The sequence below is a fragment of the Pseudomonas sp. NPDC089734 genome (assembly GCF_044748865.1).
GTDB lineage: Bacteria > Pseudomonadota > Gammaproteobacteria > Pseudomonadales > Pseudomonadaceae > Aquipseudomonas.
On sequence record NZ_JBIVGV010000005.1, the window covers coordinates 167857 to 192536 of the forward strand.

Consider the following 24680-nt stretch of genomic DNA (forward strand, 5'->3'; position numbering starts at 1 on the left):
TGAATTTTTTTCAGCGCTTGCTGAAAGTCGCGTTATTGCTCAGCTCCGGGGCGGGGCACAAGCTGAGTCATCGATTCGATCCGGGTCGAGCCAATAACAACAATTCCGGAGAAACCTGCCCCATGATTCTTCAAGACAAGATTGCAATCATCACCGGTGCCGCCTCTGCCCGCGGAATCGGTCGTGCCACGGCCCTCACCTTTGCGCAACAAGGTGCTCGTGTGGTCATTCTGGATCTGGACGCGTCTGCCGCCCGTGATGCTGCCGCATCGCTCGGGGAGGGCCATCTGGGGCTCGCCGCCAACGTGGCGGACGAAGCTCATGTCAGCCAGGCGGTCGCTCGCGTGCTGGAGCACTTCGGTCGCATCGATGTGCTGGTCAACAACGCCGGTATCACCCAGCCACTCAAGACCCTCGACATCGGCCGTAGCGATTACGACAAGGTGCTGGACGTCAGCCTGCGTGGCACGCTGCTCATGTCCCAGGCGGTGATCCCGACCCTGCGCAAGCAGGGAAGCGGCAGCATCGTGTGCATGTCATCGGTGTCCGCCCAGCGTGGCGGCGGCATCTTCGGCGGTCCTCACTACAGCGCGGCCAAGGCCGGTGTGCTGGGGCTGGCCAGGGCCATGGCCCGGGAGCTGGGGCCGGACAATGTGCGGGTCAACTCCATTGCGCCGGGCCTGATCCAGACGGATATCACCGGTGGTCTGATGCAGGACGAGCGTCGCCACGCGATCATCGACGGCATTCCCCTCGGACGTCTGGGCGTGGCTCAGGACGTGGCCAATGCGGCGCTGTTCCTGGCCAGCGACCTGTCCTCGTACCTGACCGGCATCACGCTGGATGTGAATGGCGGCATGCTGATCCATTAAGAACGCGTCAAACGAAGCGGGCTCGTCTGGCCCGCACTGTTCTGTATCGATGATACCGTCGGGTTATTAAACCTGACGGTCAATAACAACAAGAGATCAGACCATCATGATAACGACCACCTTGTCTGCGGACGCGGCGACCACCGTTCGCTCCAACGCCTATCGCAAGACCGCCTGGCGGCTGATGCCGTTCCTGATGCTGTGTTACCTGTGCGCCTATCTGGACCGCGTCAACGTCGGCTTTGCCAAGTTGCAGATGATGAATGATCTGGCCCTCAGCGAAGCGGTGTACGGGCTGGGCGCCGGCATGTTCTTCATCGGTTATTTCCTGTGTGAGGTGCCCAGCAACATCATCCTGCACCGGGTTGGAGCCCGTATCTGGATAGCCCGGATCATGATCACCTGGGGTATCATCTCGGCGCTTTTTGCCTTCGTGGAAACCGCCTGGCAGTTCTATGTGCTGCGCTTTCTGCTGGGGGTTGCCGAGGCAGGGCTGGCGCCCGGACTGCTGCTGTACCTGACCTACTGGTTCCCGTCCTATCGCCGTGCGCGCATGACCGTACTGTGGTTCGTCGCGATTCCGCTGTCGGGCATGATTGGTGGCCCGCTGTCCGGCTGGATCATGAACAGTTTTGCCGGTTATCACGGTTGGGCCGGCTGGCAATGGATGTTCGTCATCGAGGCCATTCCCACGGTGGTAGTCGGGCTGATGGTGCTGGGCTATCTCAAGGACGGCGTGCATCAGGCCACATGGCTGGATGACGATGAAAAGGCCCTGGTGATGCGCGAGCTGGAGGAAGACAACAGCCAGAAGATCACCCATGAATCTCCCGCCGCCTTCATTCGCGACCGACGTCTGTGGCTGCTGGCCGGCATCTACTTCTGCGTGGTCATGGGCCAGTACGCCATCACGTTCTGGTTGCCCACGCTGGTGCGCAATGCCGGGGTAGCCGATCCGTTGCACATCGGCCTGTTGAGCTGCCTGCCGTATATCTGCGCCATCGCTGCGATGCTGTTGATGGGGCGTAGCGGCGACAAACACCGCGAACGGCGCTGGCACCTGGTGATTCCCATGATTGCGGGGGCCGCGGGCTTGAGTCTGGCGGCGGTCCTGGGGGGCAACCTGGTGCTGTCGATCATGAGCCTGTGCCTGGCGGCTGCCGGTGTCCTGTCCGCGTCATCGCTGTTCTGGATGCTGCCCACCACCTTGCTGGGAGGCGTCTCGGCGGCCGCGGGCATCGCGGCGGTCAACAGTTTCGCCAACCTGGCGGGTTTCTGTTCGCCCTATCTGATCGGCTGGATCACCACCACGACAGGCTCCAGTGCCATCGGCATGTACCTGATTACAGGCGTGTTGGTCTTTGGTGCCTTCCTGGTCCTGCGTGTCCCCGCTGCTCTGGTCAACCGTTAAGTCAAGGAGTTCGTTCTGATGACCGTTACCGATTTGCAAATCCGCGTCACGGGTCTGGCGCAACATGCCCACAATATTCGCCGTAATGCACTGCGCATGGGGCAGGTTCAGGGGCAGGGCTATGTCGGCCAGGCCCTGGGGGCTGCCGACCTGCTGGCCGTGTCCTATTTCCATGCCTTGAATCATCGGCCGCAAGACCCTGAATGGGAGGGCCGGGACCGTTTCTACCTGTCCATCGGCCACTATGCGATTGCACTGTACGCCGCCCTGATCGAGGCCGGGGTCATTCCGGCCGATGAGCTGGAAACCTACGGCGCGGATGACAGCCGCCTGCCCATGTCAGGGATGGCTGCCTACACGCCGGGGATGGAAATTACCGGTGGTTCGCTCGGCCACGGGCTGGGCATCGCAGTCGGGGCCTGCCTGGGCCTAAAGCGCAAGGCGTCGCCATCCTTCGTCTACAACCTGCTGTCGGACGGCGAGTTGAATGAAGGTTCCACCTGGGAGGCCGTGATGTCGGCCTCGCACTGGAAGCTCGATAACCTCATCGCGATTGTCGATGTGAACAACCAGCAGGCCGATGGCCACTCCAGCGAAGTCCTGGCCTTCGAGCCCATCGTCGATCGCTGGCAGGCATTCGGCTGGTTCGTCCAGCGGGTCGATGGCAATGACCTGAACGCACTGGTCGCGGCCTTCGATGCGGCACGCAACCATACCGGCGCACAGCCGCGAGTCATCATCTGTGATACCCGCATGGGCAAGGGCGTGTCTTTTCTGGAGACCCGCGAGAAGACCCACTTCATTCGGGTCGACGAGCACGAATGGGATATTGCACTGGCAGGGCTTGAAACCGGGAGAAACGCATGAGCACTTTGAAAAACACGGCACCCGGCACTGACGCGCCGAAAAAACGCCTCACCACCTCGGCCATGATCGCCTCGATTGCTGCCGAAGGGCAGGCCACCCGCCCGGCACCGTTCGGCCACGCCTTGGCCGCGCTGGCCGAGCAGCGTGCGGACATCGTCGGGCTGTCTGCCGACCTGTCGAAGTACACCGACCTGCATGTCTTCGCCAAGGCTCATCCTGATCGCTTCTATCAGATGGGCATGGCCGAGCAGTTGCTGATGAGTGCTGCTGCGGGCATGGCGCGTGAAGGCTTTGTTCCGTTCGCCACCACCTATGCGGTGTTCGCCTCTCGGCGGGCCTATGACTTCATTTGCATGGCCATTGCCGAAGAGAACCTGAACGTCAAGATCGTCTGCGGCTTGCCGGGCCTGACCACCGGCTATGGCCCGAGCCACCAGGCCACGGATGACCTGGCGATCTTCCGCGCCATGCCGAATCTGACGATTGTCGACCCTTGCGATGCGCTGGAAATCGAGCAGGCGGTGCCTGCCATTGCGGCTCATCAAGGCCCTGTCTACATGCGTCTGCTGCGTGGCAACGTACCTCTGGTGCTGGACGAGTATGGCTACACCTTCGAGCTGGGCAAGGCGAAAACCCTGCGGACTGGCAATGACGTGCTGATCATCTCCACGGGCCTGATGACCATGCGTGCGCTGGAGGCTGCCAAACAGCTTCAGGCCGATGGCGTGGACGTGGCGGTGCTGCATGTGCCGACGATCAAGCCGCTGGACGAGCAGACGATTCTGGCCGAAGCCCGTAAGCCGGGGCGTCTGGTGGTGACGGCGGAGAACCACTCGATCATCGGCGGTTTGGGCGAAGCGGTGGCGGGTGTCCTGCTGCGCAATGGCGTAACGCCAACCTTCAGGCAGATTGCCTTGCCGGATGCCTTCCTGGACGCCGGTGCCTTGCCGACGCTGCATGATCGCTATGGGATTTCCACCCAGGCCGTCAGCCAGCAGATCAAAGCCTGGCTTTGATGACATTCAGGGGGCGTCTGTAACGGACGTCCCCTGATATATCGCTCAATAATCGACCCAGACACCCCCGTCATCCGCCGACTGCACGCAGCGCTCGACCCAGCGCACGCCTTCCACACCGGCATCAATGTCCGGGTAGCGAAGGCTGGCCAGTCGCTCGGCGTCATTGCGATCCGTCGCCTCCATGGCCATGGCGAAGCGGTAATAGAGGTTGGACCAGGCCTCGAAAAGACCTTCCGGATGCCCCGCGCCGATACGGTCGTCCAGCAAGGCACTGGCGTGCAGGTAACCCATGCCGCGCTCCAGAATCTGTGCCGGTTTGCCCTGCACCTCGAAGGACAACTGGTTAGGGCGCTCGTCCCACCATTCCAGGCTGGCCCGTGAGCCAATGACCCGGATCTTCTGACCATGCATGGAACCCGCGTTGACCGCGCTGGACCACACATGACCCATTGCGCCGCCTTCGTATTCCATGAGGGTGTAGGCGTTATCCTCCAGCGGGGCACGGCTTTTGACGAAGCTTTGCCGCACGCACATCAGGCGCTTGATCTTCAGGTCGGGCAGCATGACTTCGGACAGGTACAACGGATGAGTCCCCACATCGCCCAGCACATAACTGGGGCCTGCCAGGCGTGGATCGACCCGCCATTGGGTGGCGGCGTTCTGGTTTTCGACGGCTTGGCTATGAAAGCCGTGGGCGAACTGCATATGCACCATGCGAATCTCACCCAGCTCGCCCCGGGCAATCATTTCCCGGGCCTGCTCGATCAACTGATGCCCGGCATAGCCGTAGGTCACGCCGACCACCTTGTGGCGTGCGAGAGCGAGTTCGCGCAGGGTTTCGGCTTCCTGCACGGTAAAGCACAAGGGCTTTTCGCAGACCACATGCAGGCCTGCTTCAAGAGCCGCTTTGGTAATCGCGAAATGCGTGCCGTTGGGCGTGGCCACCGACACCGCCTGAATACCGTCCGGTCGCCGGGCTTCTGCCTCGAACAGGCTGCGATAGTCGGCGTAACAACGTTCGGGGGCGACGCCCAGCTGAACGCCGAAGTCCCGACCCCGTTGCGGGTCGATATCGAAGGCCCCGGCAACCAGTACGAAGGACTGATCGCGCAGGGCGGCGGAGCGATGGATATAGCCGATCTGACTGTCCCGTCCACCGCCAACCATGGCCCAGCGAATGGGGGCGGAAATACGTTTGCTGCCGTTGATCATGTGAGGTGCTCCCGAGGTGGCGGGTTCAGAAACCGGCCTGGGTCAGATAAGTCCGGCTGGCGGTCACGTCCTGCAGGACACTGGCCGAGTTGCGTGGGTCGCGTTCCTGTTCGACGGTGATATAGCCCTGATAGTCCAGCTCACCGATCAACTCGCGCAGCTCTCGGTAATCGATGATCCCCTGGCCAATCGGACACATCACGCCCCTGGCACAGGCATCGAAGAAGCGGATGCGTTCGTTCATCACCTGATCGAACACCGAGCGGTCGATGTCCTTGAAGTGGATGTAGTCCAGCCGATGGGCGTATTGGCGCAGGGTGTCGGCGGGGTCCATGCCGGCGTAATAGAGATGGCCGGTATCCAGGCACAATCCTGCGATGTCATCGGGGATGTCCTGCACCAGTTGCGCCAGCTCATCGGCAAACTCGATATGGCCGCCGGCATGGGGATGAATCACTGTGCGGACGCCGTATTCGTGCCAGGACAGTTCGGCAATGCGGCGGATGTGGCTCATCATGACCTGCCATCTGGCCGGTGACAGCCGTTCTGCGCGGTCACTGTGGCCCGCCGCGTAGTCCCGCGCTTCATGCCCCCAGTCGATGACCACCAGACACGGCATGGCAAAGCGCTGTCCCGGTTCTCTGGGAATGTCGGGCAGTTGCTTGAGCAGGGCGCAGATATTGTGAGTCTGGGTCAGCAGACCAGGCAGGTTGGCGGGGTCCACCAGATTGTCGAAGATCGTCCCTGCCACCACATGCAGGCGGTGTTCGGCCAGTGCCTGACCCACGACTTCGGCGTCCAGCGGCAGATAACCGTAAGGCCCCAGCTCGATGCCGCGATAGCCGGCCTCGGCGGCTTCACTGAGCACCAGACGCCAGGGCGGCAGATGAGGGTTGTCCGGATCGTCTACGCCCCAGCAGCAGGGGGCGGTGGAGATATGGAGGGTCATGCAGGGCTCCTGATTATTGTTGTGATTGCCTGAGAGAAATCCTACGGTCAGCCCCGATGCCGCTGCTATAGTCCTTGCTCACTACCTTTCATAACCTGTCAAAAACTCGCAAAAGGCTTTCATTTCATGTCAGATCCAGTCATCCCGCCGGGACGCAGAGTGACCATGGAAGATGTGGCGCGTGCTGCGGGCGTGAGCCTTTCCACGGTCGATCGGGTCATGAGCCTGCGCGCCAATGTCCGTGCCGACACGGCGCAGCGGATTGCCGAGGCCGCAGCCAGCCTGGGGTTTTATGGCCGCAATGTGATCGAGCAGCGCCTGTTGCAGAACCGGCCGACCGTGCGGGTCGGTTTTCTGTTGCAGAAGCGCGGCATGGCTTTCTATCAGGGGCTGGCCAAGGCGCTGGGGGATGCGGCTGCCGCAAGCGTGCGGGCTCAGGTGCGGGTGATGATCGATTACATCGATGCCCAGGACCCGACCGTTATCGCGGAACGTATTCTGGCGTTGCGGGGCGAGGTGGATGCGCTGGGCGTCATCGCCACGGACCATGTGGCCGTGCGTGAAGCCATCGTGCAGGCACGAGCGGACGATATGGCGGTATTTGCTCTGGTGTCGGAACTGAGCGCAACGACGGGTGCGGGGTATGTCGGCGTTGACAACCGACAGATGGGGCGCACGGCTGGCTGGTTCATGAGCCATCTGGCCTCCGGCACCGGGCCGCTGGCGGTCATGGTCGGCACACAGCGTTTCCAGTGCCAGGAACTGTGCGAAATGAGTTTCCGCTCGTTTCTGGCCGCTCAGGCTCAGGACCGGGAACTGCTCGCCACACGGCTCACCCTTGAAGACGAGAGCTTTGCCTATGCCAGCACACTGGACCTGTTGAGCAGCGAGCCCGATCTGGCGGGGCTTTATGTGGCGGGAGGAGGGATCGAAGGTGTGATCAAGGCGCTAAGCGAACTCAAGGCCCGCCATGCAAGACGGCCTGCGGTGGTGTGCCATGACCTGACACCCGTTACCCGGTCGGCCCTGTGCGATGGCGTGGTGCAAGTGGTGCTGTCACACCCTGTCACAGCCCTGGCTCAAGCCGCGATCGGTGCCATGATCGAGGCGGTCATCGCACCTTCCGACATGTCTGTCAGGCACACGCTGTCCATTCAGATAGACGTGCCGGAAAGCATCTGAGCGAACAATCAGCTGCAGGCTTCCGCCTGGATGTATTCGGCGGTGGAGTCACGGATGACCGGCCCCATTTTGCTGACAGGGTGCGACTGCTCCATGATTTCCAGCGTTGCCCCGGTGCCCAGCAGGTTCACCGTACGGCTTTCGCAGTTATAGACACGCTTTGAATACATCACACCCAGCAGGCCTTCGCGTTTGGTCACGATGACGCGCTGCGTATTGTTTCCACTCTTTTGCACCACGGCATGCGAGCCGCCGGTGTCATGAGGAACCGAGATGGTTTTTTCGGTGGCGTGGGCCGAAAGGGCGGGGATCAGTAGAGCCAACAAACAAGCATGAAATTTCATCGGTGCTCCTGCGGATGAATACAGCGCTTATTGGGTTTCATTGGATCCAAAATCTACTCTTGTGCCGTGATTTCTGATAGCGGCTGGCCATGCCTTTCGTCGGCTTGAACGGTGATTGGGATCACCGTTCGTCGCTCTGCCGCAAAAAGCCCCGGAATCGATCCGGGGCTGGTATTTCAGGTGGCACTGCTTTACCTCGGTTGACACGCCTGCCAGACCTCACCGATCAATTGCTTGAGCAACAACGCCTCCGCCCAGCGATCGGTGATATCCCGCCCGTCGGCACCTGTGATCGCATAGGGCGGCGGGCCGAGTTCGCAGGTGAAGGACAGGCTGGCGTTTTCCCCGATGGGGCGTTTCAGCCAGTCTTGTATGCCGTAGCGCCAGAGTTCAAGGAAGTAGTCCAGCCAGGGTTGATGCTGGGCAAAGCTGATGGGGATCTGCACCTGTTCACTGCTGGCGACCCGGCCATGGAAGCCCCAGCTGTGGCGCAGAATGGTCTGCAAGTGCTCTTGGTCTTCCTTGTCTGCTGGCAGAGGCAGTTCCCGGCCCACGACGTAATGGGAGAGGTCGGCCAGCAGTTTTAGGTCCGGCATTTCGGCCAGGATATCCAGGGTGAACAGCAGGTCGCTGGTGATGCGATAGCGATGGGTTTCCAGCAGGATCGGGAAGTCGGCCTGTTCGGCCAGCCGCTGCCAGCCCTCGATCAGTTCGATGGCCTGGCGCAAGGTACGGGGGCGTACATCGGCTTGCAGGGTGAGGTGATGGCAGCCGTGATTGGAAATCACGTCTATGGCTCTGGCCAGATCGTCCACGCTGCGGGGAAAGAGCTGGCCCTCGATCTGCAAACCCCGGGCTTTGGCGGCAGAAGACAAGCGCCCGACATGCTCGGGCACCCAGAAGTGGTCGGTGAAACCGTCGAAACCTGCTGCCGCAATCTTGTCCAGTTGTGCTTCCAGTGGCAGGTCGCACTGGCCGCGATGATCGAGCATGGCCCACAAGGACTGAAAGATCAGGAATTCGCGCATGTCAGCTCCTCAACAGTTGTTTCAGCGGTGTTTCGGGATGGGCCAGTTGCCGGGCATCCAGAGCGATATGACTGTTGATCAGTCGCTCGCAGAGCTTGATGTCCTTGGCGATGCTGTTGCCCGGTCCCCAGCCGCAGGCACCCGTCAGGCGTTGTTGGTGATCGAGGTAAAACAGCACGAAGCCACCCGTTGAAAGGGCGCGCGTGGCATCGGGTTCGGTCGGGGCGATCTGCCCTATGGTTTGCAGCCCCCAGTCGTATTGATCGGACCAGAAACCGGGCGTGTCATTGAAGGCCAGTTTGCGGCCCAGCATGTTCAAGGCCGCATGACGCCCCTGGGCTTCGGCATTGCGCCAGGTTTCCTGACGTTGAAACTCGCCGTCCGGGTGCAGGCGAAACTCGCAGACGTCCCCGGCGGCAAAGATATCCGCCGCGCTGGTCCGCAACTGCTCATCGACCCGAATGCCCTGGCCGACGTCGATCCCGGCTGCCCTGGCCAGTTCGATATTGGGCTGCATGCCGATCCCGACCACCACCCGATCACAGGCCAGTTGTTCGCCATTGACCAGTTGCACGCTTTCGACGTGATCCGTGCCTTGCAGGGCCTCGATGGCCACGTTCAGGCGCACGTCCACGCCGTTGCGGGCGTGCAACTCCAGCAGGGCGGCGGACACTCGCTCCGGCAACACGCGACCGGCCAGGCGCGGTCCGGCTTCCAGCAAGGTCACCTGACAGCCCAGAGCACGGGCCGTGGCCGCAACCTCTAGGCCGATGAAGCCTCCGCCGATCACCAGCAACCGTGTGCCGGGCTGTAATGCCGTGCGCAAGGCGACGGCTTCGTCATGGGTGCGCAGGTACAGCACGTTCCCGGCCTGTTCCGGGGCAATCGGCAGACGACGTGCCCGGCCACCGGTTGCGATCAGCAGGCGGGCGTAGTCCAGCCATTGGCCATCGGCCAGTTGCAGGCGATGGCGGGCCGGGTCCAGGGCCGTCACCGGGTTGCCCGCCAGGTGCTGAATGTTCAGGTCTGCCAGCCGGGCCGGGTCGAACAGGCTGCAACCCGACAGGTCCATTGTGCCCTTGAGCAATGCCTTGGACAGCGGCGGGCGCTCATAGGGCAGGTGGGGTTCATCGCCGATCAGGATCAGCGGCCCGTCATACCCTTCATCCCGCAAGGTGAGGGCCGCACGGCCACCGGCATGCCCGGCGCCGAGGATGATCATTGGCGCAGCGTGGTCAGGCATCGCGGAATCTCCCGTGTTCATGCCGTGATACCGAGCAGGACACGGCCTGCCTCGACCCGGACCTGATAGGTCTTGAGATTGACGCAGACCGGTGCGCCCAGGGCCTTGCCGGAGCGGTAATCGAAGCGTCCGTTGTGCTTGGGGCACTCGATCACATGGTCCATTACCAGCCCGTCGGCCAGGTGAATGGCTTCGTGGGAACACAGGCCATCGGTGGCGTAGAACTCACTGTCGGCGGAACGGTAAACGGCATAGGTGCGCTGGGCATGGTCGAAACGAATCACATCTTCTTCGTCGATTTCGTCCACAGCGCATACGTCGATCCAGTGCTCGGTCATGGCGATCTCTCTTGTTGTTGTGGGGATGTAAAAGCCACTCAGGATTCGGCCAGCACCTGTTCGGTGGCCTGTGGCGTTGAGCGAAGAGGGCGCCGGACGAAGTAAGTCGGGTCCTTGCGCTGTTTCCAGATTGTCGGAACGATTTCCCTGAAGGCCTCGAACAGATTGCGATAGGGCGGCGGGCAATCGTCGATTATTTCAGCGTGAAGTTGTGGAAGGGCATGATAAGGCACCATGGGAAACATATGATGTTCCAGGTGATAGTTCATGTTCAGATATATAAAGCGTAATACCGGATTCATATAAATGGTGCGGCAGTTGGTTCGATGATCCAGCGTATCTTCGGCCAGGCCGACATGTTGCGTAACGCCCAGAAGATAGGACAGCCAGCCGCCATACAGTGAAGGCAGACCGATAAACATCAACGGCAGCCAACTGTGCAGATAAAGCGCGCTCATGAGGGTCAGGGCATAGATTGCCAGCCAGATACGGGCGGCCAGGAAGACTTTGGGCAGCTCGGATTCGGGGATGAAATCCCGCTCCTCATCACTGGCACGGCCCTGGGCATGGCGCAGCACGCCACGGAAGGTATCCAGCGCACGAGGCAGAGTGCTGAGGTTCAGGAGCATCTTCAACAGGCTGGGCGGGCGCGGCTCGACGATCTCCGGGTCCCGGCCAACGATGATGGTGTCGGTGTGATGCCGGGCATGGCTCCAGCGCCAGACATGGGGCTCGAACAGGGTCATGAAACTGGCGATGTGATAGACGACATCGTTCATCCAGCGGGTCTTGAAGGCCGTGCCATGGCCGGTTTCGTGCCAGCGGGCATTGGAGGCGGTGCCGTACAGCACGCCATAGACCAGGAAAAACGGCACACAGGCCCAGGTGCCCCAGAACCAGTAACCCCCGAACCCCGAGAGGCCCAGCGTGAGAAACCACAGCGCGGTATCCCGCAGGGCCGGGCCATCGCGGCGTTGCATCAACTCCTTCATGCGCTTGCGCGGGACAGGGCATTGATACCAGGTGGCCGAGACCAGACCTTTTTCCGCTGCACGCGCTGCTTCAGGACCGGTCAGTCGATAATCCCGACGGCTGTATTGAATATCATCTTTAAAGGCTGAATGGTGTTCAGGCATTTTATTATTCTCCTGCGCAAGCCTGCTTATTATTGGAACTTGCTGCGATCCTTGTTTGATTGAATCGCTGGAGAAAAGAGTAGGCAGTTGCAATAAGTGGCTCAATCCCTTGAATCCATTCTCTATCAAGCTATCATCCAGTCCCGAAGCGGCATGATAGTTTTCTATCAAGGGATCCATAATGAATAACAAGAAACGCCCAACCATCGCCACGGTGGCCGAGCGCGCCGGATTGAGTGTCGCGACCGTGGACCGGGTACTGAACGCCAGAGCACCGGTCAATCCACAGACTGCCGAACAAGTGCTCCAGGCCGCCGAAGCCGTCGGCTACTTCGCGGCCCGCCTCATTGGCCAGCGTATCCAGGCGCGTCGTCCGCACTATCGTTTCGGCATCCTGCTGCTGGGGACCGCCCAGGCCTTCTACGCCAACCTGGCCGAAGCCATCAACGAAGCGGCGCGGGCCTGGCCCGACGCGAACCTGAGCTGCCATTTCGAGTACATCACCGACCGCACACCGGCCGTCATCGCCGGGCAGATCGAACAACTGGCCGTCAAATACGACGGCCTGGGCGTGGTCAGCTTCGCCCATACCCTGATCAACCAGACCATCGAACAGATCCGCGCCGCCGGAGTGCCGGTGGTGGCCTTGCTCTCGGACTTCCACGAAACACCGAAAGGGCCTTATGTAGGGCTGAACAACCATGAAGTCGGACGCACCATGGGCTGGTTGCTGGCGCACTTCGGCCCGGCCCGTGAAGGCAGCATCGGCGTGCTGATGGGCGGGCACCGCTTTGTCGGCCATCAGGCCCGGGTCGACGGCCTGCGCAGCTACCTGACCCAACACGCCCCGCAACTGCGCATGCTGGAGCCGCTGGTGAACATGGACAACAGCGACATTACCGAAGAAGCCACCCTGGACCTCCTGGCCCGCCACAATGACCTGCGCGGCCTGTGCGTGGCAGGCGGAGGAGGCGACGGAATCATCAAGGCCCTGGCCCAACTGCCCGAACGGCCGGAGATCTGTAGCATCGTGTTGGAATCCACACCGCTGTCTCATCAGGCGCTTGAGCAGGGGGTGATCAGTCTGGTGATTGATTCGCAGCCCTTTTTGATTGGCACGTCACTGATTCGGTTGCTGGTTGAATTGCAGGCGGCACCGGTTTTTGATCCGCAGCGGCATTGTGTTTATGTGCCTTTGCAGATAGTGACGAGTGAGAATGTTGGGGAGGGTGGAGGTATGGACGATGTTTTTGACTCTGTCTGCGTTAAATTTACTAGAGGTAACTTCTGAGTTTTTTCTATAAAATCAATGCTCTAGCTTGATTTTATGAAGGACCGTCTATAATCCGCGTTCTAGAGCTCTAGAAAGGAGATTTTCGATGCTAATATAGGTCTCTGCAACATTTGACAGGTACAGAGTCATTTTTTCTTTTGAAAGGGCGTAGTTTTTGCAGGGCCTGGTCCATTGGTATAATTCCATGTCACCTCAGAGTCGCTAAATAGCCCTGATAGGTTCCTATTGCAGTCATGTATCAGAATTGGCTGATATCTAGCTGAGTATGCTGTCCGTCAGATGTAGCCAATTGTCGATATCTGTTCCATTTCTACAGCTTGACCTTGCCTCGTCTTCAAGCAAACGACACAATTGCTATCAGAATGCCTGCATGGTGGTGGGCTGCGGAAAGGAAGTTCGAGCTATGACGGACAATGATTTCATACCGCTTAAACGTGCGTGGGCACGTGTAGAACTGGATCTCTACGATTCCGAAACAGCTGCATTTAATTCGCTCCTATATTTAGGGGAGCTTGTTGTAAAGGTTACAGCGGCGGCGTTTGCAGCAGGGATAGAGGATGATTCTGATAGGAGTGCCTATTCTGCTGAGTACCGATTGATTCGTGGCTCGGGAGTAGGAGAGCATGCGGCGGTTTTGGATGAGATACTGACCGGGCCCACTTATGAAGTCTTGAGTCCTGCTTTACGGGGATTGCAGAAAGAAATTACCGCTAAGTCAACGGCAGATTCGTGGCAGCAGCGTGCGCTGATATCTATGAGCCAAGCATTAAAAGAGCTTGGTATTGAGGAAAGCAATGCAGCCCCTGCGACGTCTCTTCGCTCTTGGTTCTTAAACTTTGCCTACCTAAGAAATAAAACTAGGGGGCATGGTGCCCAACGCGTTGAAAGAATAACTGATACCTATCCGCATCTGCGTGAATCTTTAGAGGTGCTAACAGCAGAATTTGGACTATTTCATTTGTCTTGGGCGTACATTCGCAGAAATCTTTCGGGGAAGTATAGAGTAGTGCCCATGGGGGGGGATTCTCACGCTGAAACCTATACCGTTCTGCGATCAAGTTCGGAACACTACTTTGCTGATGGTATCTATTTCGCTGTGGGAGGTGAGATATTTCATACCAAGCTGTTTCTGACTGACGCTGATCTTTCAGATTTTTATTTGCCTAACGGAAGTTATAGTAACGGGCGATGCGAGTTAATATCTCTTATCACAGGAAATCTTAAGGAGTATGACGCGTCCGGCTATAATGCGCCTACTACTCCACTTCCTAGTAGTGAGACTGATGGTTTAGGAGAACTAAGGGTTGTTGGGGCTTCTTTTACGAATATCCCTCCCGCGAATAATGAATATGTTTCTCGGGTTTCGCTTGAGGATAAACTGCATGAAGCGCTGCTTCATGGACGGCACGAAATTATCACTCTGGCAGGGCCTGGCGGAGTCGGTAAAACCTCACTGGCGTTAGAAATTTGTAACAAAATTGCGCTAAGTGGTTCGGAGCGATTTCAAAATATCATATGGTTTAGCGCGCGTGACATAGATTTGCTTACCTCTGGCCCCAAAACTGTAAAGCCTCAAGGTTTGACGTTAAAGGACTTCTCCAAAACGTTCGTGTCACTGGTGTCTCCCGCAGAAAGAACTGTAAAAGGATTCAGGGCTGAAGATTATTTTTCTAAAGAGTTGGGTGCGTCAAGCGTTGGGTCGTATTTGTTTGTGTTCGATAACTTTGAGACTGTGAGTGCTCAGGATGAGCTGTTTGAGTGGATTGATAGTTATGTTCGCTCACCAAATAAGGTTCTTATTACAACTAGGACTAGGCAGTTTACGGGTGACAAATCTATTTTAGTTGCTGGGATGACGGAAAGCGAAGCTAAAGAGTTAATTGATAAGACATGCAAGCGATTCGATATTTCTAATATCCTAACCAGCGAAAATATAGAGGAATTAGTTCGGGAGTCGAGTGGACACCCATATGTGCTTAGGATACTGCTCGGAGAGGTCGCATCCCAGAATGCCTATGTTAGCCCAGAACGAGTGATTGCGGATGAAGATCGACTACTTGTCGCACTCTTTGAGCGAACCTTTTCAAGATTGTCACCTGTTGGGCAACTGATATTCTTAATGCTGTGCTCTTGGAAGTCGGCAGTACCAGAAATTGCTGTCGAAGCAACTTTATTGCTACATGCACCGGAACGAGTCGATGCTTCTGCTGCGATAGAAGATTTGCTTCGTTTGTCCTTGATCGAGGCGATATCGACAGGAAGTGATGGCCTTACATATCTGAACGTTCCACTTGCAGCCTCTACGTTTGGAAGGAAGAAATTAGCGACAAACTCACATCGCGCATTGGTTGAACGATCTGTAGAGACTCTTAGATTGTTTGGCGCTACTCAAGCGAGCGGAACCGGTCAGTCGCTTGAGCAGGCTTTAACACGGTTCGTTAATTCGGTCCAGCGTAAGCTGGAGAGTGAGCAATTATTTTTTGAGGGTATAAAACCTGTTTTGGAGTTCTTGGCTTCTGCGGCTCCTTCTCTTTGGTTACAGCTGGAGAAACTGGTGGCCCAAATTATGCCTGTCAGCTACAACTTGCGCGCTGAGTACATTAGAAGATTCATTGAAAGTTATCCGCTAAGCGCGAGTTTGGTCAGTGCTTGGCGAAATCTAGCTCAACTTCTTAAGTTGTCTGGTGATACTGAAGGCGAAATTCTAGCTTATGGCGAAATCGCAAGACTGCCGGGCTCAACTGTTTCAGATGTAAGTGAAGCAGCCAATAGACTCAATACTGCCCTCAAGACTAAGCAAAATGAAAGTACAAACCTTACCAGCTATGCTAAGCGTGAGACTATTCAGCGTGTGGCGTCACGATTGAGAGCAGATTTCGATGTTTTGGGGGCGACTGACCTTTCTCGCTTGGCTTGGCTTTATCTTAATTTGGGTGATGAGCCTGAGGCATTGTTAATCGCCACAGAGGGTGCCCGGCGAGATCCTGAGAATGATTACTGTGGGGGGCTAGTGGATAAACTTTCTAATCCTAGATAGTGGTGGACTAAAAGTGTACTTGCAACTGGCTGATTAGTAGGTGTGATTTTTATTTTTTAGATTGAAACGCCGCTCGTGGTAGTGGGCGGTGTGTTTTGTGTAAGATGGTAGCTGAAAGAATGTTTGAGATTTAATAGTGGAGTTAAGTTGTCTAGGTCTTGTAACTAATAATTCTTTGGTGTTAAGAGGGGAAGGTCGAAGCATGAAGCTTTGTATTTTTGTCTTAATGTAAAAGATTTGAGTGGTTACGCTGAGGATTCTTTTTGTCGCCAAGCTTATAAAAACCACCTAATAGTAGTTGATGCGGTGCAAGCGAGAGCGATTGTAGAGTGCTTGTTCTAACTGACTCGCCCCAAATTTCTAGATATTTTGAGGGCTTATTGCATGATATTTTAAGCTCTGCCGGTGACAGTCGATATTAAAATGATGGCGGCATTTTACGCTGTAGAGCATCTCGGTTTAATCGAATACATCGCTATGAGTATCTTGCTACGTGGCGTCAATCTTTTACTTGATCCATTTTCGCTTTAGAAGCTAGAAGTGCTCTTGGACACGATATTGCCCCGGAGGCTCATGTTAGCAGCCAAATTATTCGCCCTCAACACAGCAGCTTCAATCGGAGCTGTTGTGCTGAGGGTGTGACCCTGTTGCTATCTGTTTTTAAAAAGCTCAATTTTTGTAGAAGCGCTTTGACCTTTTATGGAAGGAGGGTTTATTTGATTTCCCTTATTGACAAAAAGCAAAGGTAAGAATCTCTTTTAGGCGCGTTTGAGAAGTGTTTGTGAGATTTTGCTTTCCATCTAGAAATTCGCGTACACGTTTCCAAGAATTATATGGTTTGTCTTTTGAACTTGCGAACTCTTCTGCTTCGCTATCCCACAGTACATGCTCGAAGGTGTCCGAAATAATATAGGTATTATCCGCATGTGCAATACTTGCGATCTTTTTGTTCGCCTTGTAGGGATGTATGGCTGGTTTTTTCTCCAGCTCCTCGTCTGACAGTTCATGGCGGTCTTCATCGTGCAATACTCTATATTCAATGCCCAGTGTATTGAGGACCTTAGCTATCGCAGGTATAGTCCATTTGCCTCCTGCGGAAATGATAGTTGTGTCCTTGAGTAATGCTGAGTCTAGTTCAAAGTACTGTAGTAACTCATCAGCCATCGAAAATACGGCAACCTCAGTATCGCCTTCGACTAGAATGACTCGCTTTGCGAACAGGCTTTCGCATACTGAGGGATGGAAGTCTAGGGTTGCGCGGAGTAAAGATTTTTCGTCGTACTCCTCTCCGATTTCAAAAATATTGGCGGAGAGCTGGTGAATAATACGCTCATTTTTGGAATTTTTCTTAATCAGCTTTAAGGACTCAGGTTTGTCTGCTAATGAGATTAGGAATGGGGAGTGTGTGGTGCATATTACTTGCCATTTGGGAGATGCAGTTTTGTCCACCAGTGCGCCTTTGAGGCGACGCATGAGATGCGGATGAATATAGAGCTCGGGTTCTTCATAAAGGACGACTACAGACCGCTCCCCACCCTCTACTATCGCTGCGTGCCCTGCATTGCTTTCTAAAATTGCAAAGGCAAGCGCTCGTTGAACGCCGCTGCCTTGGTATTGAAGACTGGACTCAAACTCTTCGTTAATAAGAAAGGTTGCTGCTTTCATGAACAAAGGTTCGATATCGATTTCACCAATTGCTAGGCGAACCTTGGAGTCGAAATCGAGAACCTGATTCAGTGTGGTGCTGACTTGTCCAAGGACAGTATCGAGTTCGGGAATGCCGGAGTTTTCTCCAGCCTCACCTCGCAGCTTGCCTTGAAGATCCTGAGCTCGGGTAATATATTCTTTGTAGGTGTCATCGTCTTTGACTAAAGGGAAGAGCTTATTAGTGAAAAGGAAGGAGAACGGCGTGTTGGCCGTGGTTTTCATATCATCTTCTATTTTGAAGCAAGCAGGTACATACATGACGTGCGGAACAGCTTGTTGAAGCGAGTTTGGAAACTTTTTTACGTGCCATTCGGTTTTAGTTACAACTTGATCGCCGTGGCGATCCTTGAACATCGCTTCTAACTCATCCGCTCTAGCTTTAAACTCTGTAGCGTTCTTTATGCCAAGTTCATCAAGGCACTGCTTGGCTTCGGGGATTTTTCCTGCTTGTGAATAGTTGGTCCAAGGTAATTCGTCACTCGAACAATATACGCTGTATTCGGACTGGATTACGTCAGTCTCCTTGTTCCAACGGGCAGAGAGACGGACATGCAGGCCGTTTTCGTGAATCAGTTGGGAAATGGCGGGTTTTTTCTTCTCCCAATCTTCTAGCTCTTTGAATTCACAGATAATCTCGAGAGTTTCTTCCGACTGAGTTCTATTTGGCCAGTCATCAATAGTTGGTTTTTTATTATCAAGTAATATATTAAGGGCATGAAGAATTGTAGACTTTCCCACATTATTAGGGCCAATAAATGAGGTGAAATCCTCAATGTCGATTTCAGCAAATCCAATACCGCGAAAATTTTTTATGGTGAGCTTTCTGATTTTCATGCGTTCGTCCATGGTTTGTAGTGGCTTTGTGCTGCATTGTTTTGCCACTTCTACGAGTAAAGCTTAAATAGAATTTTTCTATCGACTGTTCTGAGTTCTGGTATTTTGTATATGAATTCTTGATAATTTATGAGATTTCAAAGGCTTGGCAATAACCTGAGAGTCTGATGTGGAAAGCTCAGGCTAATATTTCAATGAACTGAATAATTTGCGTGAAATTTGGTTTTTGTACGAAAAGCACTGCCGCATACACCGTAGGTTACAGGTCAAGATGACCATAACTGCAAAGCTCCTGACTAGCTTGTCGTAGCTAGTGCCGTTTCTGTGGTTTTCTTTTAAATAGCCAAACATTCGTTCAACCTTGCAAATCCTGTCGGCAGACAAGGGGGGCGATGCCGGAGCCCTACGCTGTTACTGCGATCGCTATAGGATGCAACTGGTGATCCCTTTGCTATCTATTAAGCGCAAATCGAAGGCAGGCTTGCTTCGTTTATTTGATCGATCGAAGTGTCGGCAACGCAATATCATCAAACGTATGTTTGGTTGACTGAAATAGAGCCGTCGTATCGTCACGCAATTCGGCAAGCTCGCTAAAAACTATGCAGCAATGCTCTTGGTAGCCTGTGCTATACGCTGTTTGCGACATTACTTTTCGTACAGTGCCTAGATCACATACTTTGCGAATGTCATATCCATTACCGGACGGTCATAGTCCAGCAGGTATGCATGATGATGGCGGTATAACTCTAAGAGCAGATCTGTATTGGGGCCAACCACATCCATACCCCTATCGTCATATGGGAAAAGCATGACGCGCTTATTCAAATTAAACAGATAGATGCTACATCTGGGTTTGGGCTGTATCGCTGCGAAGTCTTTAGCCAATGCACACCAAAGAAATGCCTGGAGCAGGTTCATAGGCGCTTCAAACGCCACGTTGACCCAATACTCTGGGGTATTTTCGCAGTGCCACTCAGCGGGATCTATTTCCTCGCTCCAGACTGATCGTTCACTGGGTATGTCAATGCCAGCAGATCGAAGAGCGTGAATCGTGGCACGGTGAGCAAATTGATTGCTTCCAGAGTGAATGCGCAGGCAAGCGACAAGCGCCGTTTCCCCCGCAAAAACATCGCTGCAAATCTTCGTTGATTTTTGCAATGCTGAAAGGAACTGGTCTATCACCCCTCCAGTTTCAGACAGTGCAAAACGCAACCCACCTGGATACGAGTAGAAAAGAGGTCTAAGAAAAGCTTTGCCCTCAAAGATTCTCTCAATTTTAAGCTTCAAACTCATTTAATCCCTTCGTGGTTATCAGTCCGATTCCATAACTTTTGTTGCGCGCAGGGATATTACCGCATGCACAAGATCTGAGCCTGCTTTAAACCGATCAAACTCGGCCAGCCGTGGACATTTAGGATACTCTGCCCATCACCTCTGAGGCGTCGCGCCACATCGTCAAACCCCTTTCAAATCTGGACCAGTCATCCATGTCAGAACCCCGTATACGAAACCTCGCGATTTGTGTTTTTCATCACCGTGGCAAAATTCTGGTCAATGCGTTTCACGATCCTGTGAAGCATCAATTGCTGTTTCGTCCGTTGGGCGGCGGTGTTGAGTTTGGTGAGAAGAGTGTCGACTCCATCGCCAGGGAAATCCGAGAGGAGCTGGACCTGCCGATCAGAAATCCCCGTATGTTGGGTACTCTGGAAAGCATCTTCACCTATCTGGGCAAACCAGGGCACGAAGTTGTACAGGTTTACGACGCTGAATTTGAAGACCCCACGCTATATGAAAAGCCTTGGTTGGAAGGGCAGGAAAGCAATGGCGAAACCTTTCGTGCCGTGTGGCGGGACAGCGCAAGTTTAACCCGCGAAGGCGTACTGGTGCCCGAGGGGCTATATGAGTTGTTGCAGTCTTTTTCGTTGTTGGACTGAGTTGCGCAGATGGTAGCGTTGCTCTTTATGTCTATAGGGCAACCGTGTGTGCAAAGGTCGTCGTACTGCCAAGCCCGGCCGTAAAACGCTGGGCAGCGGAAACAGAAACGGTGCACCGATGCACAGAAAATCCCGTCCGATTTTTTCAACAGAATCGGCCGAAAGCTACCCTGCACACCGCGCATGAACTGTCGTTAAAATCCTTCCCCAACCAGTACAAATTGATGCCAATGGCCGAACCGACAACAGTAACCAGCATCATCGGCCCCTGGAAAGGGGAGGCGTGGACATCGTTACAATAACGTTGTAGAGATGCTTGGGACACGCCTTTTAACGAGCTTTCAGATCTCATGGTCGCTACTTTTCTGAGTCAGCGAATTGCAGTTCCTGAGATGTTGGTTGAGGCCAGGCGACGGTTGAATTCCGAGCCGCGCGATGACACGGAGTACTTTGATGGCCAACTGGCTGAGGCTGTTCTTGGTGCTGGCAACTAAGTGCTTTCGCCCCCTCCTGACCAATCAATCTTTCATCTGGTACCCACTGCTGCAGACTGCGCTGGCCCTCGACTACGAAGAGGTCAGCGCAGCTTGGCGGTAGCGGCATATGGCCGACAATCACCACAGCATTAACGCACTTCAACCCGTTCCAACGACCGATCCAGTTCACTCCTGGCCATACCAATCAGATGGACGACCGAGAAGGCCAGATCCCGTTTCGGACCATTAAGGCTGTCGCCGGATTCATAAGCGGTGGCAGCTGCACAGCGCAGCAGTTCAGAGATATGCAGCAGGGATTCTTCAAGCGATGGGGCAGGTGGATCGGGTGTTAACTTTTTCATGGCTAAGTCCTCGTAAGGCCACCTGCCAATCGCTGCTAAACGATTGAGGGTGGCGACTTTGACGCGGGTTAGCAGACCGGGAACTCAGCCAAAACCGGCGCACCCGAAGGTGCCCCACGCAAAGCCGCCATAGAGGCATGACTTCTCGCGTGACTAAGCTCACAGGCTGCTAAACCCGATCACTGATGAGCAGTGACCGGCACAGCCTAGAGAGCCAAAAACACCCACGCAAGGGCATGGGATTTTCTAGGAAAGTTCGTGCAGATGATAGAGACAGGTCCGTAAGAAACACCCTGCAAGCAGGGCATTTTCGTTAGCTTAAGTAACATCTCTCACGGAATCTTGAACCGGGCACTGACTTTGGTCTTCCCATCCGCCAATGTCAGCAACGCACTGACCCGTGACCCCGACTTGTAGCTAACCCCCTGGCTGCGCAACTGATTACCACTGACCGGCACGATTTCTGTCTTTTCACGTTTATGTCGGGTGGTGATGGTCAAAACCCCCGTAACTCCCTCGGCGCTGACGGGCTGGTCGTGATCGGTCAGGTACAGATCGATCGTATCTCCATTGGCGACCATTTCAATGGCGACCAGTCCGGCATCTTCGATCAGGCCGCCGTGCTGGGGTGTGGGAATGCCGTGGGCGCTGGCCTGGCTCATGAGCAGGGCGCAGGCGGTGGCAAGGAGGGTGTTCAGAACGGTTTTCATGGCAGGACCCTTGATCATTTCTTGTTCAGGCGGGCGATTTCCGACGCTGGCAGGTTTGATTCTGCGCGGGGCAGGGGGGCGATGCCGGTGTCTTTGTGGAACGAGAGGGACGAGCTGTAGGCCAGGATGTCGTATTTTTCCCGGGTGCCTTCGGCGCTGACACGTTCTCCGCTTTCCGAGCGATCGCGGTATTCGATACCCAGCACATAAGTGCCTTTCCACGGCAGCTTGAAGCTGACCTTGCCTTCGCCATCGGTGTTGGCCTGCAGTATCCAGCCGGAAGCGGACGACATTTTCACCGGCACGTTGCCCAGCGGGTCTTGCAGGTAAAAGACCTGAAATTCGACCTGATCGCCATTCACGACGCCGGTCGGCACGATATCCAGGTCCAGTTCGGGTTCCCGGGCGCGGAAGTCGCTGACCCAGCGGGTGGCGGGTGTCCAGTAGGCGCTGACGGTCTTGCCTTCGTCCTTGACCTGAAAGATCGGGTAGGCCTTGTCGGCGGCGAGGAACGAGTCATCTTTCCCCGGTTTCTGTGCGACCGAAAAGTGATCGTGAGCGAGGGTCAGGGTGAGTGGTTTCGTGCCCGCCGCACTCAGCCATTGCCCTTGCAGCGCCTTGAAGCGGTCCATGCCGCCGGGGCTGACTTCCAGCATGTTTTCATCGTATTCGCCGTAGTAGAAGGCCATGCTGCGGTCGGGGGACTGCTCGAACCAGATCTGGTGGGCCTGGGCCGCATGAGTGGCCAATAACAGCGTCGAGCCGACGAGAAGGGTGCTCAGGATGTTCTTCATGACGTGTTCTTTTCCATGGATTCGGGTGCGGCGAAGCCAGCAAGGGTAACCGTCGTCGCCCATGCTGTCCCCCCTGTATGCATTTTTGAGGCGGTCGGGTGATCTGTTTGCCCATGATCTGCGTATAGAGCCCCGATACTTTTTTCGTCACGGCCAGAGGAACAGGTTTACCGTTTCAGCACAAAAGTGCTGATGCCGGACGTGAACAAACCTTGGATTTGTTGCAAAAAGGGTGGTACAGGGTGGGTGCAGCCTATGAATACGCAGGTCTCCATGTCAAACCCACGTGTGTTGGCAATTTTTCCATGCTGGCCGGAGGTTGCTTTTGAAGAGTGATCTTCGGCTGGCCACTTGGCTGATTTGTACCGTATGTGGTTGTGTGGTGTTTCTGACCGTCTGGCAGATCTCGACATCACGACACACCATGCTGGAAAACATCGAGACCAGTACTGTCAACCTGACCAGCGCCTTGAGCAACTACACCGAAGGGGTGTTCAAGCAGAGTGAGTTGATGTTGACCGGCCTCCGTGAGAGGGTCGAGCACGAAGGGACTGGCCCCGCCCAGGTGGAGCGCTTGAGGGCTGTGGTGGCCAGTGAGGCGAATACCCTGGAGCAGTTGAGCAGTGTGGTGCTGTATGACGCCCAGGGTAACGGGGTTTTTCTGAGCAATCGGCACATTCCGAGATTGACGGGCGAGGATCGCGAGTTTTTCACCTATCACAGGGATAACCCGGATCGGGGCGTGTTCATTGGCCCGGCGTTTCGGAGCCGTGTCACAGGGGCCTGGATGATTTCCATCAGTCGGCGTATCGACTCCCCGGACTCGCGCTTTGCCGGTGTGCTGCTGCTCACGATCGGTATCGATCAGTTGCTTCGCTTCTACTCGAACATTCAGGTCGGGGAGCAGGGTGTCATCAGCCTGAGTTCTACGCAGGGCCGGCTGTTGGTGAGGTATCCCTTCAGTGAGCCAGACATCGGTCGTGACCTGTCTTCGGCTCCCATCTTTGTAAAGGCCCGGAACAGCGTGTCCGGTACGGCTGATTTCGTTTCCAATGTGGACGGAGTCCGGCGCATGTACGCCTTCAAACGCAGCGAAAAGTACCCGCTGGTGACCACCGTTGCCTTGGGCCGGGATGAGGCCATGCAAGCCTGGAGGCGGCAGACCGGCCAGTCGGTGCTCGCGGTGCTGGTGCTTCTGGGCCTGCTGGTGGGGCTTGGGCGTCGATTGATTGGCCATATCCACCGACGCATCGATGCGGAAAACGAACTGCTCGTCTCCCAGGCCGCGCTGCTGGAGCTGAACCAGAATCTGGAGCTGATTGCCTCTCAGGACAAGCTCACAGGTCTGGCCAACCGCAGGCGTTTCGACCAGTTTCTGGATGTCGAATTCTGGCGTGCCTGGCGCGACAGGCGTTCTCTGTCCCTGATCCTCATCGATGTGGATTTCTTCAAGCGCTACAACGACCACTACGGTCATCCGGCGGGTGACGAGTGCCTGAAGACCATCAGCCGTGTCATCGAACACTGCATCAGACGTTCCGGAGACATGGCGGCCCGTTATGGCGGGGAGGAGTTTGCCGTCGTGATGCCGGACACCGACGAGGCGGGGGCCTGTGCCGTGGCCGAGGCGATTCTTGAGGGTATCCAGAATCAGGGTATCGAGCATCCGCCGAGCCCTTTCGGCATCGTGACCGTCAGCCTGGGTGTGGCAACGTTACTGGGGCGCAACGAGCCACTGGATCAGAACGGGTTGGTCGAGCTGGCTGACCGGGCGCTTTATGCGGCCAAGTCACAAGGCAAGAACCAGGTAAGCCTGGCCTCGGCGTTTCTGCTCGATGCCAGCCCCGCCTGGTCCCGGAGCAAGGCAGAGACAACAGACTGAACCGCACACCCCGTAGGAGCGAATTCATTCGCGAAGACAGTATTTCAGG

General features: G+C 55.7%; 22 protein-coding genes and 1 pseudogene. 11 read left to right on the forward strand and 12 right to left on the reverse strand.

Annotated elements, in window-relative coordinates:
• Window positions 1-122: 122 nt before the first annotated feature.
• The 4 genes from ACIPY9_RS08745 (at window position 123) to ACIPY9_RS08760 (ending at window position 4166) form a co-directional block, all read left to right on the forward strand.
• Complete coding sequence (locus ACIPY9_RS08745; RefSeq protein WP_400699488.1) at window positions 123-872, forward strand: SDR family NAD(P)-dependent oxidoreductase; 750 nt, start codon at window positions 123-125, stop codon at window positions 870-872.
• Between the two features lie 106 nt (window positions 873-978).
• Window positions 979-2283: an MFS transporter gene (locus tag ACIPY9_RS08750; protein ID WP_400699491.1), complete on the forward strand. Its 1305-nt coding sequence runs from the start codon at window positions 979-981 to the stop codon at window positions 2281-2283.
• A gap of 18 nt (window positions 2284-2301) precedes the next feature.
• Entirely contained in the window at window positions 2302-3150 is an 849-nt protein-coding gene (locus ACIPY9_RS08755; RefSeq protein WP_400699494.1) for a transketolase, read from the forward strand.
• A complete protein-coding gene (locus ACIPY9_RS08760; protein WP_400699497.1) occupies window positions 3147-4166 on the forward strand; it encodes a transketolase family protein in 1020 nt (339 codons plus the stop codon). The genes ACIPY9_RS08755 and ACIPY9_RS08760 overlap by 4 nt, the downstream gene beginning before the upstream one ends.
• Window positions 4167-4211: 45 nt before the next feature.
• Here ACIPY9_RS08760 and ACIPY9_RS08765 read toward each other — a convergent pair whose 3' ends face one another.
• Both ACIPY9_RS08765 and ACIPY9_RS08770 read right to left on the reverse strand, forming a co-directional pair.
• Entirely contained in the window at window positions 4212-5381 is a 1170-nt protein-coding gene (locus tag ACIPY9_RS08765; RefSeq protein WP_400699500.1) for a Gfo/Idh/MocA family protein, read from the reverse strand.
• A gap of 25 nt (window positions 5382-5406) precedes the next feature.
• On the reverse strand, window positions 5407-6330 hold the full coding sequence (locus ACIPY9_RS08770; RefSeq protein WP_400699503.1) for a sugar phosphate isomerase/epimerase family protein: 924 nt from the start codon (window positions 6328-6330) through the stop codon (window positions 5407-5409).
• A gap of 126 nt (window positions 6331-6456) precedes the next feature.
• Between ACIPY9_RS08770 and ACIPY9_RS08775 the strand changes: the two genes are divergently transcribed.
• Window positions 6457-7512 (forward strand): LacI family DNA-binding transcriptional regulator, encoded by a 1056-nt coding sequence (locus ACIPY9_RS08775; protein ID WP_400699506.1) that lies wholly within the window; start codon window positions 6457-6459, stop codon window positions 7510-7512.
• Window positions 7513-7520: 8 nt separating this feature from the next.
• Here ACIPY9_RS08775 and ACIPY9_RS08780 read toward each other — a convergent pair whose 3' ends face one another.
• From ACIPY9_RS08780 to ACIPY9_RS08800, 5 genes are all read right to left on the reverse strand, one after another.
• A complete protein-coding gene (locus ACIPY9_RS08780; protein ID WP_400699509.1) occupies window positions 7521-7856 on the reverse strand; it encodes a hypothetical protein in 336 nt (111 codons plus the stop codon).
• 191 nt (window positions 7857-8047) lie between these two features.
• Entirely contained in the window at window positions 8048-8884 is an 837-nt protein-coding gene (locus tag ACIPY9_RS08785) for a sugar phosphate isomerase/epimerase family protein (protein ID WP_400699511.1), read from the reverse strand.
• A 1-nt stretch (window position 8885) separates the two neighbouring features.
• Window positions 8886-10127, reverse strand: a complete 1242-nt coding sequence (locus ACIPY9_RS08790; protein ID WP_400699514.1) for an NAD(P)/FAD-dependent oxidoreductase — start codon at window positions 10125-10127, stop codon at window positions 8886-8888.
• Between the two features lie 17 nt (window positions 10128-10144).
• A complete protein-coding gene (locus tag ACIPY9_RS08795; RefSeq protein ID WP_400699517.1) occupies window positions 10145-10465 on the reverse strand; it encodes a MocE family 2Fe-2S type ferredoxin in 321 nt (106 codons plus the stop codon).
• Window positions 10466-10503: 38 nt separating this feature from the next.
• A complete protein-coding gene (locus tag ACIPY9_RS08800; RefSeq protein ID WP_400699520.1) occupies window positions 10504-11601 on the reverse strand; it encodes a fatty acid desaturase family protein in 1098 nt (365 codons plus the stop codon).
• A 181-nt stretch (window positions 11602-11782) separates the two neighbouring features.
• Between ACIPY9_RS08800 and ACIPY9_RS08805 the strand changes: the two genes are divergently transcribed.
• Together ACIPY9_RS08805 and ACIPY9_RS08810 are read left to right on the forward strand one after the other, a co-directional pair.
• Window positions 11783-12892, forward strand: coding sequence for a LacI family DNA-binding transcriptional regulator (locus ACIPY9_RS08805; RefSeq protein WP_400699523.1), 1110 nt, complete (start codon window positions 11783-11785; stop codon window positions 12890-12892).
• A 406-nt stretch (window positions 12893-13298) separates the two neighbouring features.
• Entirely contained in the window at window positions 13299-15932 is a 2634-nt protein-coding gene (locus ACIPY9_RS08810; RefSeq protein WP_400699526.1) for an NB-ARC domain-containing protein, read from the forward strand.
• Window positions 15933-16658: 726 nt separating this feature from the next.
• Here ACIPY9_RS08810 and ACIPY9_RS08815 read toward each other — a convergent pair.
• A complete protein-coding gene (locus ACIPY9_RS08815; protein ID WP_400699529.1) occupies window positions 16659-18473 on the reverse strand; it encodes an ATP-dependent nuclease in 1815 nt (604 codons plus the stop codon).
• 370 nt (window positions 18474-18843) lie between these two features.
• On the opposite strand from ACIPY9_RS08815, the pseudogene ACIPY9_RS08820 reads away from it, so the two are divergent.
• Window positions 18844-19140 (forward strand): annotated as a pseudogene (locus ACIPY9_RS08820) (IS5/IS1182 family transposase); the annotation flags it as partial.
• On the opposite strand, the gene ACIPY9_RS08825 reads toward ACIPY9_RS08820, so the two are convergent.
• Complete coding sequence (locus ACIPY9_RS08825) at window positions 19137-19766, reverse strand: DUF3885 domain-containing protein (protein WP_400699531.1); 630 nt, start codon at window positions 19764-19766, stop codon at window positions 19137-19139. The pseudogene ACIPY9_RS08820 and the gene ACIPY9_RS08825 sit on opposite strands and share 4 nt — an antisense overlap.
• A gap of 194 nt (window positions 19767-19960) precedes the next feature.
• Between ACIPY9_RS08825 and ACIPY9_RS08830 the strand changes: the two genes are divergently transcribed.
• Both ACIPY9_RS08830 and ACIPY9_RS08835 read left to right on the forward strand, forming a co-directional pair.
• Window positions 19961-20407: an NUDIX hydrolase gene (locus tag ACIPY9_RS08830; protein WP_400699534.1), complete on the forward strand. Its 447-nt coding sequence runs from the start codon at window positions 19961-19963 to the stop codon at window positions 20405-20407.
• 453 nt (window positions 20408-20860) lie between these two features.
• Entirely contained in the window at window positions 20861-21004 is a 144-nt protein-coding gene (locus ACIPY9_RS08835) for a hypothetical protein (protein ID WP_400699537.1), read from the forward strand.
• A gap of 28 nt (window positions 21005-21032) precedes the next feature.
• Here the strand turns inward: ACIPY9_RS08835 and ACIPY9_RS08840 are convergent, their stop codons facing one another.
• The 3 genes from ACIPY9_RS08840 to ACIPY9_RS08850 all read right to left on the reverse strand — a co-directional run bounded on the left by ACIPY9_RS08840 (window position 21033) and on the right by ACIPY9_RS08850 (window position 22749).
• Entirely contained in the window at window positions 21033-21245 is a 213-nt protein-coding gene (locus ACIPY9_RS08840) for a DUF6124 family protein (protein WP_117167009.1), read from the reverse strand.
• Window positions 21246-21577: 332 nt separating this feature from the next.
• The gene (locus ACIPY9_RS08845) at window positions 21578-21955 is read right to left on the reverse strand and encodes a hypothetical protein (protein WP_400699539.1); all 378 of its coding nucleotides are present in this window, start codon (window positions 21953-21955) and stop codon (window positions 21578-21580) included.
• A gap of 14 nt (window positions 21956-21969) precedes the next feature.
• The gene (locus tag ACIPY9_RS08850) at window positions 21970-22749 is read right to left on the reverse strand and encodes a DUF4198 domain-containing protein (protein ID WP_400699542.1); all 780 of its coding nucleotides are present in this window, start codon (window positions 22747-22749) and stop codon (window positions 21970-21972) included.
• Between the two features lie 325 nt (window positions 22750-23074).
• Between ACIPY9_RS08850 and ACIPY9_RS08855 the strand changes: the two genes are divergently transcribed.
• A complete protein-coding gene (locus ACIPY9_RS08855; RefSeq protein ID WP_400699544.1) occupies window positions 23075-24631 on the forward strand; it encodes a diguanylate cyclase in 1557 nt (518 codons plus the stop codon).
• Window positions 24632-24680: the final 49 nt, after the last annotated feature.

Coding starts and splice junctions, on each gene's coding strand:
- ACIPY9_RS08745 (WP_400699488.1), top strand. CDS start 123: ATGATTCTTCAAGACAAGATTGCAATCATCACCGGTGCCGCCTCTGCC.
- ACIPY9_RS08750 (WP_400699491.1), top strand. CDS start 979: ATGATAACGACCACCTTGTCTGCGGACGCGGCGACCACCGTTCGCTCC.
- ACIPY9_RS08755 (WP_400699494.1), top strand. CDS start 2,302: ATGACCGTTACCGATTTGCAAATCCGCGTCACGGGTCTGGCGCAACAT.
- ACIPY9_RS08760 (WP_400699497.1), top strand. CDS start 3,147: ATGAGCACTTTGAAAAACACGGCACCCGGCACTGACGCGCCGAAAAAA.
- ACIPY9_RS08765 (WP_400699500.1), bottom strand. CDS start 5,381: ATGATCAACGGCAGCAAACGTATTTCCGCCCCCATTCGCTGGGCCATG.
- ACIPY9_RS08770 (WP_400699503.1), bottom strand. CDS start 6,330: ATGACCCTCCATATCTCCACCGCCCCCTGCTGCTGGGGCGTAGACGAT.
- ACIPY9_RS08775 (WP_400699506.1), top strand. CDS start 6,457: ATGTCAGATCCAGTCATCCCGCCGGGACGCAGAGTGACCATGGAAGAT.
- ACIPY9_RS08780 (WP_400699509.1), bottom strand. CDS start 7,856: ATGAAATTTCATGCTTGTTTGTTGGCTCTACTGATCCCCGCCCTTTCG.
- ACIPY9_RS08785 (WP_400699511.1), bottom strand. CDS start 8,884: ATGCGCGAATTCCTGATCTTTCAGTCCTTGTGGGCCATGCTCGATCAT.
- ACIPY9_RS08790 (WP_400699514.1), bottom strand. CDS start 10,127: ATGCCTGACCACGCTGCGCCAATGATCATCCTCGGCGCCGGGCATGCC.
- ACIPY9_RS08795 (WP_400699517.1), bottom strand. CDS start 10,465: ATGACCGAGCACTGGATCGACGTATGCGCTGTGGACGAAATCGACGAA.
- ACIPY9_RS08800 (WP_400699520.1), bottom strand. CDS start 11,601: ATGCCTGAACACCATTCAGCCTTTAAAGATGATATTCAATACAGCCGT.
- ACIPY9_RS08805 (WP_400699523.1), top strand. CDS start 11,783: ATGAATAACAAGAAACGCCCAACCATCGCCACGGTGGCCGAGCGCGCC.
- ACIPY9_RS08810 (WP_400699526.1), top strand. CDS start 13,299: ATGACGGACAATGATTTCATACCGCTTAAACGTGCGTGGGCACGTGTA.
- ACIPY9_RS08815 (WP_400699529.1), bottom strand. CDS start 18,473: ATGAAAATCAGAAAGCTCACCATAAAAAATTTTCGCGGTATTGGATTT.
- ACIPY9_RS08825 (WP_400699531.1), bottom strand. CDS start 19,766: ATGAGTTTGAAGCTTAAAATTGAGAGAATCTTTGAGGGCAAAGCTTTT.
- ACIPY9_RS08830 (WP_400699534.1), top strand. CDS start 19,961: ATGTCAGAACCCCGTATACGAAACCTCGCGATTTGTGTTTTTCATCAC.
- ACIPY9_RS08835 (WP_400699537.1), top strand. CDS start 20,861: ATGGCCAACTGGCTGAGGCTGTTCTTGGTGCTGGCAACTAAGTGCTTT.
- ACIPY9_RS08840 (WP_117167009.1), bottom strand. CDS start 21,245: ATGAAAAAGTTAACACCCGATCCACCTGCCCCATCGCTTGAAGAATCC.
- ACIPY9_RS08845 (WP_400699539.1), bottom strand. CDS start 21,955: ATGAAAACCGTTCTGAACACCCTCCTTGCCACCGCCTGCGCCCTGCTC.
- ACIPY9_RS08850 (WP_400699542.1), bottom strand. CDS start 22,749: ATGAAGAACATCCTGAGCACCCTTCTCGTCGGCTCGACGCTGTTATTG.